Origin of the sequence: Actinomadura kijaniata NBRC 14229, from assembly GCF_001552175.1 — a bacterium.
In the GTDB taxonomy this organism is placed as follows: Bacteria; Actinomycetota; Actinomycetes; order Streptosporangiales; family Streptosporangiaceae; genus Spirillospora; species Spirillospora kijaniata.
Map to the genome: position 1 here is coordinate 1 of NZ_BCQR01000242.1, position 13,444 is coordinate 13,444.

General features: G+C 76.1%; 8 protein-coding genes and 1 pseudogene. 5 read left to right on the top strand and 4 right to left on the bottom strand.

Going from position 1 to position 13,444, the window contains the following annotated elements:
• The coding region (locus tag AKI01S_RS45600; RefSeq protein ID WP_439951712.1) for a HAMP domain-containing protein at positions 1–1,091 on the bottom strand (1,091 nt) is incomplete at its 3' end.
• 223 nt (positions 1,092–1,314) lie between these two features.
• On the opposite strand from AKI01S_RS45600, the gene AKI01S_RS45605 reads away from it, so the two are divergent.
• Positions 1,315–3,408, top strand: coding sequence for a SpoIIE family protein phosphatase (locus AKI01S_RS45605; RefSeq protein ID WP_157420616.1), 2,094 nt, complete (start codon positions 1,315–1,317; stop codon positions 3,406–3,408).
• A gap of 502 nt (positions 3,409–3,910) precedes the next feature.
• Here the strand turns inward: AKI01S_RS45605 and AKI01S_RS45610 are convergent.
• The 3 genes from AKI01S_RS45610 to AKI01S_RS45620 form a co-directional block, all read right to left on the bottom strand.
• Positions 3,911–4,957: an AMP-binding protein gene (locus AKI01S_RS45610; protein ID WP_067832543.1), complete on the bottom strand. Its 1,047-nt coding sequence runs from the start codon at positions 4,955–4,957 to the stop codon at positions 3,911–3,913.
• A 65-nt stretch (positions 4,958–5,022) separates the two neighbouring features.
• Positions 5,023–6,477, bottom strand: a complete 1,455-nt coding sequence (locus AKI01S_RS45615; RefSeq protein WP_067832544.1) for an AMP-binding protein — start codon at positions 6,475–6,477, stop codon at positions 5,023–5,025.
• A 206-nt stretch (positions 6,478–6,683) separates the two neighbouring features.
• Positions 6,684–9,242, bottom strand: coding sequence for a LuxR C-terminal-related transcriptional regulator (locus tag AKI01S_RS45620; protein WP_067832548.1), 2,559 nt, complete (start codon positions 9,240–9,242; stop codon positions 6,684–6,686).
• Positions 9,243–9,533: 291 nt separating this feature from the next.
• Here AKI01S_RS45620 and AKI01S_RS45625 point away from each other — a divergent pair, with 291 nt between their 5' ends.
• The 4 genes and pseudogenes from AKI01S_RS45625 to AKI01S_RS45640 all read left to right on the top strand — a co-directional run.
• Positions 9,534–10,796, top strand: coding sequence for a hypothetical protein (locus tag AKI01S_RS45625; protein WP_067832550.1), 1,263 nt, complete (start codon positions 9,534–9,536; stop codon positions 10,794–10,796).
• The gene (locus AKI01S_RS45630) at positions 10,793–11,326 is read left to right on the top strand and encodes a hypothetical protein (protein ID WP_067832552.1); all 534 of its coding nucleotides are present in this window, start codon (positions 10,793–10,795) and stop codon (positions 11,324–11,326) included. The genes AKI01S_RS45625 and AKI01S_RS45630 overlap by 4 nt, the downstream gene beginning before the upstream one ends.
• Positions 11,319–12,056 (top strand): helix-turn-helix domain-containing protein, encoded by a 738-nt coding sequence (locus AKI01S_RS45635; protein WP_245682065.1) that lies wholly within the window; start codon positions 11,319–11,321, stop codon positions 12,054–12,056. The genes AKI01S_RS45630 and AKI01S_RS45635 overlap by 8 nt, the downstream gene beginning before the upstream one ends.
• Before the next feature lie 127 nt (positions 12,057–12,183).
• A pseudogene (locus tag AKI01S_RS45640) lies at positions 12,184–13,444 on the top strand (chromosome partitioning protein ParA); the annotation flags it as partial.

Here is a 13,444-nt window from a genome sequence, read left to right on the forward strand (position 1 = left end):
ACCTGGTTGGTCAGGTTGTTGGCCATCGCGTTGACGTTGTCGGTCAGGTCCTTCCACACCCCGGACGCGCCGGCAACCTCGGCGCGTCCGCCGAGGTTGCCCTCGGTGCCGACCTCGCGCGCCACGCGCGTCACCTCACCGGCGAACGCCGACAGCTGGTCCACCATCGTGTTCAGCGTGTCCTTGAGCTCCAGCAGCTCGCCCTTGACGTCAACGGTGATCTTCTGTGACAGGTCGCCCTTGGCGACGGCGGTGGCGACCTGGGCGATGTTGCGGACCTGGTAGGTCAGGTTGGACGCCATGACGTTCACCGACTCGGTGAGGTCCTTCCAGGTGCCGCTGACGCCCCGCACCTGCGCCTGGCCGCCGAGCCGCCCCTCGGTCCCCACCTCCCGGGCGACGCGCGTCACCTCGTCGGCGAACGCCGACAGCTGCTCGACCATCGTGTTGACGGTCAGCTTCAGCTCCAGCATCTCGCCGGTCGCCTCGACGGTGACCTTGCGGGTCAGGTTGCCGCGCGCCACGGCGGTGGTCACCACGGCGATGTCGCGGACCTGCGCGGTGAGCCGGTCGGCCATGTCGTTGACGGCCTCGGTCACCTGCGCCCAGGAGCCGGTCAGCCCGCGCACCTTGGAACGGCCGCCGAGCCGTCCCTCGGTGCCCAGCTCGCGGGCCACGCGGGTCACCTCGGAGGTGAACAGCGAGAGCTGGTCGATCATCCGGTTGGCGGCGGTGCCGGGCCGCCGCAGGTCGCCGTGGAGGGTGCGGTTGCCCGCCGTGAGGTCGGCGCGCTGCGACAGGTCCCCGGCGGCGACCGCCTCCAGCACCCGCGCGGTGTCCACCAGCGGCGTGGTGGTGAGGTCGAGCAGGGTGTTGGCCGCCTCCACCGTGACGGTCCAGCCGCCCTGGCCGGGGCTGGCCGCCAGCCGTTCGTCCAGGCGCCCCTCCCGGGCGACCTGCCGGGCCACCCGGACCATCTCGTCGGCGACGTGCCGGTTGCGGTCCAGGATCTGGCCGAGCACCTCGCCGATCTCGGCGAGCGTCCCGGCGGGCGGCGCGGTGAACCGGGGCCGGAAATCCCCGTCGCGCATCGCCCGCAACGCCTCCAGCAACGCCCGCAGGCCCGCCTCGGCGTCAGGGTCGGGCACGGGCCCGTCGGACGCGCCCCTTTCCTCGTCGTCGTCCGTTGCCCTGGTACGCACCGATGTGCTCATGGGGGGAAACCTTGCGACTCGGCGTATCGGAGGCCGTTCATTCTGTCACTATGACCAGAGGCCCGCCTCGCGATTCAGCATGTTCCGCAGGGGAGACGTCGTGACCGTTTCGCGCAGGTCCTCAGCCGTCTTCTCACCTGAGAGCGCGGCCGTCCACGATGCCCGGGAGCTGGTGCGCACCGCCCTGGGCGGGTGGCCCGTGCCCTCGGACCGGGGTGAGGACGCGGTGTTGCTGGTCAGCGAGCTGGTCACCAACGCCATCGTGCACGCCGGCACCGAGATCGAGCTGGTCTGCGCGCTGGACGAGGACCGGCGGCGCGTCCGCGTCGAGGTGCGCGACCTGATGCCGTCGCGCCGGCTCGGCGACCCCGTCGTGGGGCGGCCCGCCGAGGACGGGTACCGGGGCCTGATGCTGACCCACTGGATCTCGGACGCCTGGGGCGTGTCGTACACCAGGACCGACAAGACGGTGTGGTTCGAGCTGAGTCTCACGGCCGGCGCCCCCTCCCCGAAGGAGCCCCTGACGCTCCCCGAGGCGCGGGCGGCGGACCCGGCCGAGCCGGTGCCCGACGAGCAGCTGATCGACCATGTGGTGCAGTGGCTCCGCGCCACCACCGACGCCGACGCGGCGTACGTGCTGCTGTCCGCCGCCGACGGCGGGCTGCGGGTGCGGGCCACCGCGCCGGCGGGCGGCGTCCCCGACACCGGGCCCGACTCCTCCCGGGCCGCCGCCGAACTCCTGGCCATGGCCGAGGAGGCGTGCCGTCACGCGGCGGCCGGGCCCGTCCGGGGCGGGGTGCTGACGGTGCCGCCCGGCGGGCGGCTGCGGTCGCTCGGGACGGTCCCGGTGTGGGCCGAGGGGGAACGCCTCGGCCTGGTCGCGGTCGCCGCCGAGCACGCCGACCGGTTCGGCGCGCCCGACGTGACCCGGCTGCGGCACGCCGCCGCGTCGCTGGGGCCGGTGCTGGCGCGGGACCGGCTCCCCCGCGCCGACCACGGCTACCGCAACTGGCTCGGCTTCCTGACCGAGGCGAGCGACCTGCTGGCGGGCACCCTCGACGAGAAGCTGGTCCCGGCGCTCGGCGCCCAGCTGTTCGTGCCCCGGATCGCCGGGTGGTGCGCGTTCTACCTGGAGGGCTCCCACGGCGCCGGCGAGCCGGCGCACGTGTGGCACGCCGACGAGCAGCGGATCGCGGCGCTGCGGCAGGCCCTCGCGGCGGCGTCGCCGCCGGTCCCGGACCGGAGCCGCACGCCCCGGCCGTGGAACGGCCCGGGGGTGCTCGGCCCGGCCGCCCGGCAGGCGTGCGGGCCGCTGGTCATGGAGTTCCCGCTGGTCAACCGGGAGCACCGGTTCGGGGCGGTGCTGCTCGGCGAGCCGGTGGACGGGGAGTTCCGGTCGGAGCTGGTGCGGCTGGCCGAGGACCTGTGCGAACGCGTCACGCGGACGCTGCTGACGGCGCGCCGATACGGCGAGCAGGCGGCCACCAGCCGGATCCTGCAACGCAGCCTGCTGCCCGCGCAGCTGCCCGCGATCCCGGGCCTGGACTACCACATCGTGTACGAGCCCGCCGGGGAGGGCGCCGAGGCGGGCGGCGACTTCTACGACGTGTTCCCCGCCGGGCCGGGCCGCTGGCGGTTCATGCTCGGCGACGTGTGCGGGACCGGGGCGGAGGCGGCGGCGGTCGCCGGGCTGGCCCGGCACACGCTGCGCGCGCTGAGCCGGGAGGACCTGGGCGTGGCGCGGGCGCTGGCCCGGCTCAACGACGCGATGATCGACGAGAGCGCGGCGCGGCTGCTGACGATCGTGCACGGCGAGCTGGAGCCGGGCCCGGCGGGGGTGCGGATGACGGTCACCTCGGCCGGGCACCCGCTGCCGCTGTGGCTGCGCCCCGGAGGCGAGGTCATCCCGATCGGGTCGCCGCAGGTGCTGCTGGGCGTGGTGCCCACCGAATACCAGCTGGACAGCGTGCTGCTGACGTCCGGTGACGTGGTGCTGCTGGTGACCGACGGGATCACCGAGCGCCGCGACGGAGGCCGCCTGCTGGACGACGGCGACGGGCTGTCGCGCGTACTGGCCGGATGCGCGGGCCTCACCGCCCGCGCGGTGACACTGAGGGTGATGTCGGCCGTACGCGACTTCGGCAAGGGAGCCCTCACCGACGACATGGCCGTCATCGCCCTACGCGTGGAGTGACACCCCAGCACCGCGTCACCCAGCGAACTCGGCCTCACAGCCCCGCGAACGCTGCCCCGGGGGCACGGCAGCGCCACGTTCCATCCGCGTCCCCGCAAGCACACACGTCCCAGCACAGCACCGCATAACGGTCCCATCACCCGCACCCTTACGGAAGCAGCCCCAGCACCACAGCAGTGCCGCAGTCATCCGCACCGCGCCTCCCAGCCGGACGATCCAGTCACCGACAACCACAACCCAAGTGCTGGCACGGCACCGCGCGGTGGCCTCACTATCCGCAGCTTGGCAGACGCGGCTCTCGGGATTACAGCAGTGCCGCGGTCATCCGTGCCGCCTCTCACAGGTACGCACGACTTCCGGGCCGGGTGGTCCGGTCGTCGGTAACCGCAGCTCAGGCACCGTGTGGCGGTCTCGCCGACCGCAGGCTCGCGGATGTGGCCTTCGGGGTCGTGGTTGTTCGCGCCGCCTCGCGTGTGGTCCGCCACGTTCCAGGGGCGTGGGGTTACAGGAGGGCTACGGTCCAGCCGTGGTGGGACTCGCAGGTGTGGACGACCTCCGGGTCCGGGGAACCGGTCACCAGCAGTCGTACGCCGGGTGCCGGGGCGGTGTCGCGCAGCAGGGTCAGCGCCCGGAGCTTGGCGGGGGTGATGACCGCGTGGGTGGCGCGGTGGCGGCCGATCGCCTCCAGCAGCGCGTCCGTTCCGGGGTCGGGCACGCCGACCAGGATCGCGCCCTCGGTCAGGCACAGGTCCAGCAGGCCGACGAGGGTGGGGGTGGAGCAGTCGTCGGCGGCGCACACCAGCACGCCGCCGGCGTCCAGGGCGGCGACGCCGCGCAGCCGGCGCAGGTCGGCCAGCCGTTCGGCGTGGGTGATCTCCTCGGGGGGCGCGCACAGGCGCAACGCCGGTTCGCGCAGCGGGTCGACGGCCAGATCGCACGCCGTGCCGCCCGGTCCGGCGGGGACCCTCTCCGGGCCGCGGGCGGATTCGGTAGGGGTGGCGTGCGGTGAGGGTGGCCTGCCCGGAACGGCGGCGGGCCCGGCAGGGGCGGTGACGGGACCGCCCGCCGTTCCGGAGTCGACCAGCCGCGCGAACGGCGTCGCGTCCGGCACGTCGCCGAAGGCGAACACCTGCCGGACGTAGGAGCGCTCGGTCGCGGCGAGCGAGGCGGCGGCGGTGTCGCCGTCGGTGAACAGGAAGCGGGCCCCCGACTCGATCATCATGGCGGCGAGCTCGCCGACCGTCGCGGCGCGCGGCAGCGGCGCGGGGACCGCCCCGGCCGCGGTGACGGCGTGCACCGCCAGGGCCAGGTCGCAGACGCCGCCGAGGTGGATCGCGGCGACGTCGCCGCAGCGCAGCCCGTGGCGGCGCAGCCCGGCCGCGGCGGCGGGCACGAGGGAGGCGAACCGGGCCAGGCCGAGGTGCTGTCCCGGATCGACGAGGGCGGGCCGGTCCCCTCCGCGTGCGACGTTTCCCCAGGCCGCGTCGATGACCGACCGGGTGACGGTGCTCTCGGATGGAACCGGCCGTGCGTGCTCTCCCTCGAACATGCGGCGAACGCTACGCCGCGCGTCCGCCGCCCCACATCCGCAGATGTGTGTAGGCGAATGTGTAATCACGGGGCGAGACCGACGCGTTCCAGCAGGGCACGGCGCTGCACGCGGCCGGTGGGGGTGCGCGGGATCAGGTCGGTGGGGTGCACGGCCAGCACGCGCCGGTAGGGCGGGACGTGGGCGTTGACGTAGGTGAGCAGGTCCGCGGCGGACACCGGCTCGGCCAGCACCGCGAACGCGTGCGGGGCCAGCCCGAGTTCGGGGTCGGGCACCGGGACGACGGCGACGTCGCGGACGGCGGGGTGGGCGGCCAGCACCGTCTCGGGCTCGGCGGGCGGCTCGGGGCGGCCCCCGCCGATGCGGCCGAGGATGTAGACCCGGCCGTGCTCGTCGACGAACGCCGCGTCGCCGGTCGGCAGCCAGCGTTCCGCGGTGACGAGCCGGACGCGCAGCTCGCCGGGCTGGTAGGCGGGCTGCCGGGTGCCGGTGGCCGGGTCCAGGACGCGCCAGGCGACCCCGGGCAGGCCCCGGCCGACCGAGTCGAGGGTGCCCTCCTCGGCGGCCCGCAGGTTGAGATGGGTGATCCCGGCGGCCTCGGCGAGGCCGTAGGCCTGCCGCACCGGGCAGCCGAGCCGGGCGGCGCAGGCGCGGGCGACCTCGGCGCTCAGCGGCCCGCCGGTGCTGACCACCGTGCGCAGCGAGCGCAGCCGGTAGCGGGTCACGGCGCGGTCGTAGGCGAGGGTCTCCACCAGCTCGGGCGGCAGCAGCGCGACGGTGACCCGGTGCTCCTGGAGCACCCGCAGCAGGTCGTGGCGGCCCGCGCCGGGCCGGGCGACCACGGTCGCGCCCAGGCGCAGCGCGGGGTTGAGGACGCCGTTGAGGCCGAGGACGTCGGCGAACGGCACGGCGGTCAGCACCGTGTCGGACGCGCCGATCATCCCGCCCTCGGCGACGCGCAGCATCCCGGCGACGACCTCGGCGTGGGTGAGGCGGACCGCGCGCGGCGGGCCGGAGCGGCCGTGGGTGGCGGCCAGCAGCGCGGCGGTGCCGCCGGGGTCGACGGGCACGTCGGGCGCGGGCTCGCCGGTCAGCAGCGACGCGAACGGCTCGACGTCGGGTTCGTCGCCGAAGCAGTAGAGGCGCTCGACGCCGGGGGCGGACTTCACGGCCTCCTGGGCGATGTCGAGCAGCACCGGCCAGGTGAGCAGCACGCGGGCGCCGGTCGCGTCCAGCAGGCGGGCCAGTTCGGCGGCCGGGGCGGTGACGCGGACCGGGAACGCGATCGCGCCCGCCGCGATGACGGCGTGCAGGGCGACGGCGAACTCGGGGGTGTCGGGCAGGTGGAGCGCCACGACGGTGCCGGGCCCGATGCCCGCGCGGGCCAGCCCGGCGGCGGCCGACCCGACGGCGGCGGCCAGCTCCGCGTGGGACGGCCCCCGGCCGGACGTGGCGTCCACCACGGCCGGCCGGCCCCCTCGTGCGGCTTCGCCGGCCGTTCCGAAGACCGCCTGCGACACGGTGCTCCGGTGGAGAGCGGCGTAGGAGAACGTCGCGGCCGTGAATCCCGGATCTCCGGGAGCGGATCCAGCACCGGACGAACTCATGACCCGACGCTAGGGCCACGCCCTCCTCGGTACATGAGCCGGAGTGTGCAGATGGCGTCGTATTCGACGGGCGGACCATGTGTAGGAGGTGCGTACACACCCCCTCATTGGTCCGCTCGTCAGTCCTCTCGTTCGCCGTTGGCGTGGTCCACCGCCCACGCCGCGACCTGCGCGCGGGAGGCGAACCCGAGCTTGGTGAGGATGTTGGTGACGTGGCGGGCGACGGTGGCGGGGCTGATGACCAGCTCCTCGGCGATGCCGCGGTTGCTCAGGCCGCGCGCGACCAGGGCGACGATCTCGCGTTCGCGGGCGGTGAGGGTGCTGGGCGGGGTGACCGGTTCGGCGGGGCTCGGCGGGGCGGGGGCCGGGACGGGCGCGGCCAGCGGCATGGACGGCTCGGGCGGCTCGGGCGGCTCAGGCGGCGTGGACGGCGTGGACGGCTCGGGTTCGGCGGCGGCCGAGCCGCTGAGCGCGTAGGCGATGGCGTCGTCGACGGGGGTGACGCGGCCCTGCCCCCACAGCTGGGCGACCAGGGGTTCGCCGAGCTTGCGGCGGATCGGCTCCAGGACGCGTTCCAGGCGGGCGCCGGTGCCGGGGCTGCGGCCCGCGCGGGCGCCGCCGGTCCCGGCCCGCGCCCCCTCGGCGGCCCCGGCCAGCAGCACCGCGCCGCGCAGGTCGCCCTCGCAGGCCAGCAGTTCGGCGAAGGCCGCCAGCGTCCGCGCGGCGTCCAGCCGGATGCCGGTGGCGCGGCTCAGCTCCAGGCTCTCGGTAAGCGACCCGCGCGCCGCCGCCGCCTCGCCCCGGTCCAGCGCGATCCGTCCGATCCCGGCCAGGGCGCGCGCCAGTTCGGGGCGGGCGCCGACCTCGGCGAGCGCGGGCAGCGCGGCGTCGAACCGGTCGCGCGCGGCGGCCAGGTCGCCGCGCAGCGCCGCCAGCCGTCCCAGGCCGATCAGGGCGTGCGCCGCGCCCCACCGGTGGTCGATGTCGCGCATGACCCGCAGCGCCGACTCCAGCAGCTCCCCGGCGTCGCGCAGCCGCCCCTCGCGCAGCCGCAGGTGGCCGCGCGTCGACCGGCCGTAGCCGCGGTTCCACTCCTGGCCGGGCCCGGTCGACAGCGCCTCGGCCTCGTCGAGGCGGGCGTCGGCCTCGTCGAAGCGGCCCGCGGCGGTGGCCGCCTCGGCGAGGGTGATCAGCGCGGCGGCGGTCATGAAGTCGTCGCCCGACTCGCGGCACGGCTCCAGCGCGGCGGCGGCGTGCGCGGCGGCGCGGGGGAAGTCGCGGGACCCGGCGGCCAGCTGGGCGCGCGCCGCCAGCGCGGGCCCCCGCACGAACGCCGGGAGCCGGGCGCCGTCCTCGGCGAGGCGGTCCAGGAACCGGTCGGTCCAGGCGGCCCACTCGGCGGACCGGCCGCGCACGATCCAGTAGGAGCGCAGCGCGGTGCAGATCCGCAGGCCCTCCTCCAGGTCGCCGCGCTCCAGCGACCAGCCGAGCGCGGCGCGCACGTTGCCCAGCTCGGCGTCGTACAGGCGGAACAGCGCGGCGCGTTCGGCCCAGGTGGCGGGGATCTCGGCGAGGGCGGCCTCGGCGTGCCGCTCGGCGGCCTCCAGGATCGCGTCCCGGTGCCGGGTGCGGGTGGTCTCGGTCTCCCCGGCGGCGTCCAGGCGTTCGGCGGCGTACTGGCGGATGCTGTCCAGCAGCCGGAACCGCGTCGCGTCCGCGACCTCGTCGCCGACGGTGACCAGCGACTTGTCCACCAGCGCGGTGAGCAGGTCCAGCAGCGCCTCGGGCGGCAGGTCGCCGCCGGGGTCCTCGTCGACGCAGACCAGCTCGGCCTGGGCGAGGGTCCAGCCGGAGAACACCGACAGGCGGCGCAGCAGGACCCGTTCGGCCGGGCCGAGCAGCTCGTGGCTCCAGTCGATGGCGGCGCGCAGCGTGCGCTGGCGCGGCGGCGCGTTGCGGTCGGCGGCGCTCAGCAGCCGGAACCGGTCGCCGAGACGCTGCGCGATCTGCTCGACCGACAGCACCCGGACGCGCGCGGCGGCCAGCTCCAGGGCCAGCGGAACGCCGTCCAGGGCGCGGCTGACCTCCGACACCGCGCCGGTCGCGGTGAAGTCGGGCCGCACCGCGCGGGCGCGGTCGACGAACAGCCGCACGGCGTCGGCGGGCTCCAGCGGCGGCACCCGCCAGACGGTCTCGCCGGTGACCCGCAGCGGTTCGCGGCTGGTCGCCAGCACCGCCAGGCCGGGGCAGTCGCGCAGCAGCGCCTCCACCAGCGCGGCGCAGTCGGGCACCAGGTGCTCGCAGTTGTCCAGGACCAGCAGCGCGGGACGGGAGCCGATCGCGTCGGCCAGGACCTCGGCGGGCGGACGGTCCCCGCCCGCGGGCGCGTCGGCGACCCCGAGCACCGCCGCCACGCGCCGCGCCACCGGGTGCGGCGGGCCGTCGACCGCCACGTCCGACAGGTCGGCGAACCACACCCGGCCCGGCCGCGCCCCCAGCAGCGACCGGGCGACCCGCACCGCCAGCCGGGTCTTGCCGATCCCGCCCGCGCCGCACAGCGTCACCGCGCGCAGCGACTCCAGCAGCCGCCGCAGGTCCGCCACGTCCCGGTCCCGGCCGACGAAGGTGTCGGTCTCGGCGGGCAGCCGGGGGTCGGCGTCGGGGTGCAACGATGTCATGTGCCCACAGCGGTCGGTGATCGGCCACGCCCCGCGCGACGGCCGTTTCCCGGAAGTCTGACATCGTCACGGGCGTGGTGTCCCGGTTTCCGGGGGACGGATATCTTCCCGCTCTTTACCCCTCGCTCGGCGGAGGCGTCACCGTCCGTCACCACGGCCCCCGCACCGGCCGCGACCGCCTTCCGGGCCTGACTCCGGACCTGACCGCGGGGTGGGTCCCGGGTGTGCCTGGACACGCCGCGTGGAGGTCGATTCCCGTATTGTCGGTGCGAGGACGTACCGTAGTGCGCCGTGTCCCCCACCTCTGAGACCGTCGTGACCGCCGCCGACGACGCCCCCAGCCTCGACGACGCGCTGGTGGGCGAAGCCGTGCTCGGCGTGTACCGGCAGATGTTCGCGGCGCTGGCCCGCGACAGCGGGGCCGTGGTGGACGACCCGGAGCTGGTGGACGTGGCCGAGACGTTGCTGGCGGCGTTCGCCGACGCGGGCGAGGAGGGGCTGACCCGCGAGCAGATGCGGTACGTGTGCCGCCGCTACCCGGCCGAGGTCTTCGACAACCGGCTGCGCGTGCTCAAGGGTCTGGGCGCGGTCCGCGAGGTGTTCCCCAAGCCGAACCAGCTGCGGTACCGGGCGTCGTTCACCAGCGTGGTCGGGCTGATGTTCGTCCGGCGGATGATGCTGGACGGCGGGCAGAGCGAGATGCACCGGCTGCTGGCGCTGGAGCAGCTCAACGTCGCCGACCCCCGGATGACCGCCGAGCAGGCCCGCGACGGCGCCGAGGGGCTGGCGCGGGCGTTCCGGCTGTGGAGCGTGGAGCTGATCACCCTCACCAACGGCACCATCGAGGAGCTGCGCGAGCAGGCCCCCAAGCTGTGGGGCACCGAGGAGATCCTGCGGCGCGCCGAACGCCTGCACGGCGCGATCCTGCGGCGCTGGCCCGAGCTGGACCGCACCTGCACCGACCTGCGCGCCGCGATCTACGCCTACGGGGACGCCTCGCGGCGGGCGGCGGCGCGGCTGTCGGACTCGGCGGGCACCACGCGGAACCTGACGCTGCTGCCGCCGGAGACGTGGCGGACGTTCGCGCGCACCGCGTCGCGCGAGGAGCTGGCGGCGGTGCTGGACGGGTTCGTGTTCGACGCGCCCGCGCCCTGGCACGAGCCGTCGACGGTGGTGACGGCGGTGGAGGACGGGCCGCGCGCCACGCCCCCGCGCCCCGCGCCGCCCCGCCCCTCGACGCCCGACCCCGGGCTGTCCGGCGACACCGGCTCCGACGCCACCGCCGTGGAACGCCTGCGCGCCGTCGCCGAGCAGGTGCTGCGCGGCCGGGACCGGGTCGCGGTGGAGGACGTCCTCGACCAGGACTGGCCCGCCGCGCGGCGGGTGCTGGCAGATCTCCAGTCGGCTCATCTGCATCCCGGGCTGCCCTACCGGCTGACCTGGTCGGACGGGCTGGCGGTCCGGCCGGGGGGCTCCCCCACCTGGATCTCCCCCGGCGTCTTCGAGCGGACGCCGCCGAGCGGGCCGCGGGCGAACGGGGGCACCGCGCCGTGACCGTTGATCCGCACGTGCTCGCGCGGGCGCGGGCACGGGTGCTCGGCGTCGTGTCGGCCGACGCGTCCGCGCCCGTCCCGTCGGGGCTGACCGGCGCCTCGGACGGGACCCGCGTGTGGCTGCTGCCGCAGTGGCCCGACGGGGCGACCCCGGCGCTGCTGGAGGAGTACGACACCGCGCCGATGCCGCTGGACCGGCCCGGCCAGCAGCGCCGGGTGCTGGCGGCCGCGCTGCGCTGCTGCTGGACCAAGCTGGACGACGCGCCCTGGCCCGGCGGCGAGGCGCCGGTCATCGACGTGCTGGAGGTGTACGCCGGGATGTCGCGCGGCGACGCCGACCTGGCGCGCCGCTGGGCGACCGGCGAGCTGCGGCGGCTGTCGGACACCGGCTGGCTGCTGCTGGACGAGACGGCGGGCACGGTGCGGCCCGGTCCGCGCGTGGCGCTGTGGCGCGAGGAGTCGCTGGCGTCGCTGCGCGACCTGCTGCGGCGCCTGCCCCAGCCGGTGCGGGAGGACGCCCCGCATGAGTGAGCTGTTCGAGCCGTTGCTGCGGTCCTACGACGAGAAGCGGCGGTCGGAGCTGGTGGCCGCGTACCTGGCGGTCGAGCACGCCGCCGAGCCGGTGCCGGAGGTGCGGTTCCCGGCGCTGCGCGAGCCCGCGCTGCGGCGCACGCTGGAGGCGATGCTCGGGCTGTCGGGGCGGACGCTGGTCCGGCCCGCGCCCAAGACGTGGATCTCCGGGTACCGCGACGACGTCGCCGCCGCGCTGGCCGCCGACCCCGCCTGCGTGCCGCCGGTGGAGGAGCGTGCCGTGCTGGCGCTGGTGCTGATCCACTCGGTGGCGATCCCGCGCGCGACGGGCCTGCTGGCGGAGGACTCCTGGCAGTCGCCCTACCCGACGCCGCTGGAGGAGCTGCGGCGCCGGTCCCAGCTTCCGGTCGGCGAGCTGGAGGCGGCGCTGCGGCGGCTGCGCGCCGCCGGGCTGGTGGCGCAGGTCCGCGCCGACGGCGAGGAGACCGGCGGGTACGTGCCCGGCCCGCAGTTCCACCGGCTGACCGACACGGCGCGCCGCCGCCTCCAGGAGGAGCTGATCCTGGCGGCCGGACCGGACTCGCCGCTGGCCGCCGCGATCCGCGCCCGCCGCCGCAACCGCGTCCACGACCCACAGGCCCGGGATCCACAAGCCCGGGATCCACAAGCCCACGACCCGCACGACCGGCAGGCCCACGACACCGCCCACGCACAGGGGGAGACCCGATGACCGTGCCCGTTGCCGCGCCTCCGCGCGGCGGGTCATGGCGCTGGGACTCCAGGTCTTCCCTCGTCGCCTACAAGATCGCTCGCAAGCTCCCGATCTTGACGCTCCCCAGTCCAGACCAGGAGGCACCATGACCGCCGTCCTCGACCCGCTGCTGCCCGGCCCGGCGGCCCGTCCCGGCGCCGACGCCGAGAACGTGGTCGGCGCCCGGACGCTGGTGGCCGTGCAGGCGGTCAACATCTCCCGGCTGTCGACGCACCCGGTGCCGACCGTGCCCGGCACGCTGATCGTGGTGGCCGGGCAGGGCCCCAAGGACTCCAACGGCGCGGGCAAGTCGTCGTTCATCGCCGCGATCACGGCGCTGCTGGGCGACGAGCAGTGGCGGTTCGCCTCCGGCGCGCGGGCGGTGGCCGAGCTGCTGTTCAACGCCGAGCTCGCCGCGTCCGGCGACGCCCAGTGGGCCAGCGCCGACCACGGCTACATCGTCGGCGTGTTCGACTACTCCGAGGAGAACGAGCGGCCCGAGGGCGAGGGCGCCGTCACCGTGTGGCTGCGGGTCAACGTGGACGCCCCGCACCTGGAGATCCGCTGGCGGCCCGGCGTGCACCTGGCGGCGGCGCCCTCGGAGGCCGAGCGCGTCACGGTCGCCGACGCGGTGTGGGCGAGCCTGCCGCGCAGCGCCGGACGCCGCGACTTCGTCGCCAAGGACCTGTCGCGGGTGCTGTACGGCGGGCAGGTGCGGTGCGTGTCGTTCCTGTCCACCTCGGTGCGTTCCAAGGTCGCCACCAACCTGCTGTCCCAGCCGCTCAACGAGATCAGCCCCGAGCGCATCTTCAGCGCCATCGCCGCGCTCACCGGGCTGGACCGGGAGCTGGAGGCCGAGCGCAAGTCCCGCGCCGAGGAGCACCGGGAACGCGCCAAGGCCGCCGAGGCCTCCGAGCGCCTGGCCGAGTGGGAGCGCGAGGCCGCGACGCTGCTGAGGACGTTCGACCGCCGCGACCGGGCCCGCGAGGAGGTCGCCGCCGCGGTGCGGTACTGGCGGACCCGGCAGGCGCGGCTGCTGGTGGACGCGGTCGCGGCCGACGCCGCGCACGCCGCCGAGCAGGAGCGCCTGCGCGAGCGGGCCGAGGACGCCGCCACGGCGGTCCGCGCGGCCGACCGCGAGATCGAGCAGCTCACCGGCGGCGCGCTGGACGCGCGGCTGGGCGAGGCCGCCGCCGCGCTGGCCGACCTGAAGGGGCGGGCCGACCAGCTCGGCGCGGACAAGGCCGTGGCCCGCAACCGCATGGAGGAGCTGCGCCGCCGGGTGTCGGCGCTGGAGGAGCGGTGCCGCGAGGCCGACGGCCGCGACGTCGCGGCCGCGCGGCGCGAGCTGGCCGAGGCCGAGGCGC

What these genes read in the sequence shown, in the direction of transcription:
- AKI01S_RS45620 (WP_067832548.1), bottom strand. Translation starts at nt 9,242, where the DNA reads ATGACATCGTTGCACCCCGACGCCGACCCCCGGCTGCCCGCCGAGACC.
- AKI01S_RS45610 (WP_067832543.1), bottom strand. Translation starts at nt 4,957, where the DNA reads ATGTTCGAGGGAGAGCACGCACGGCCGGTTCCATCCGAGAGCACCGTC.
- AKI01S_RS45635 (WP_245682065.1), top strand. Translation starts at nt 11,319, where the DNA reads ATGAGTGAGCTGTTCGAGCCGTTGCTGCGGTCCTACGACGAGAAGCGG.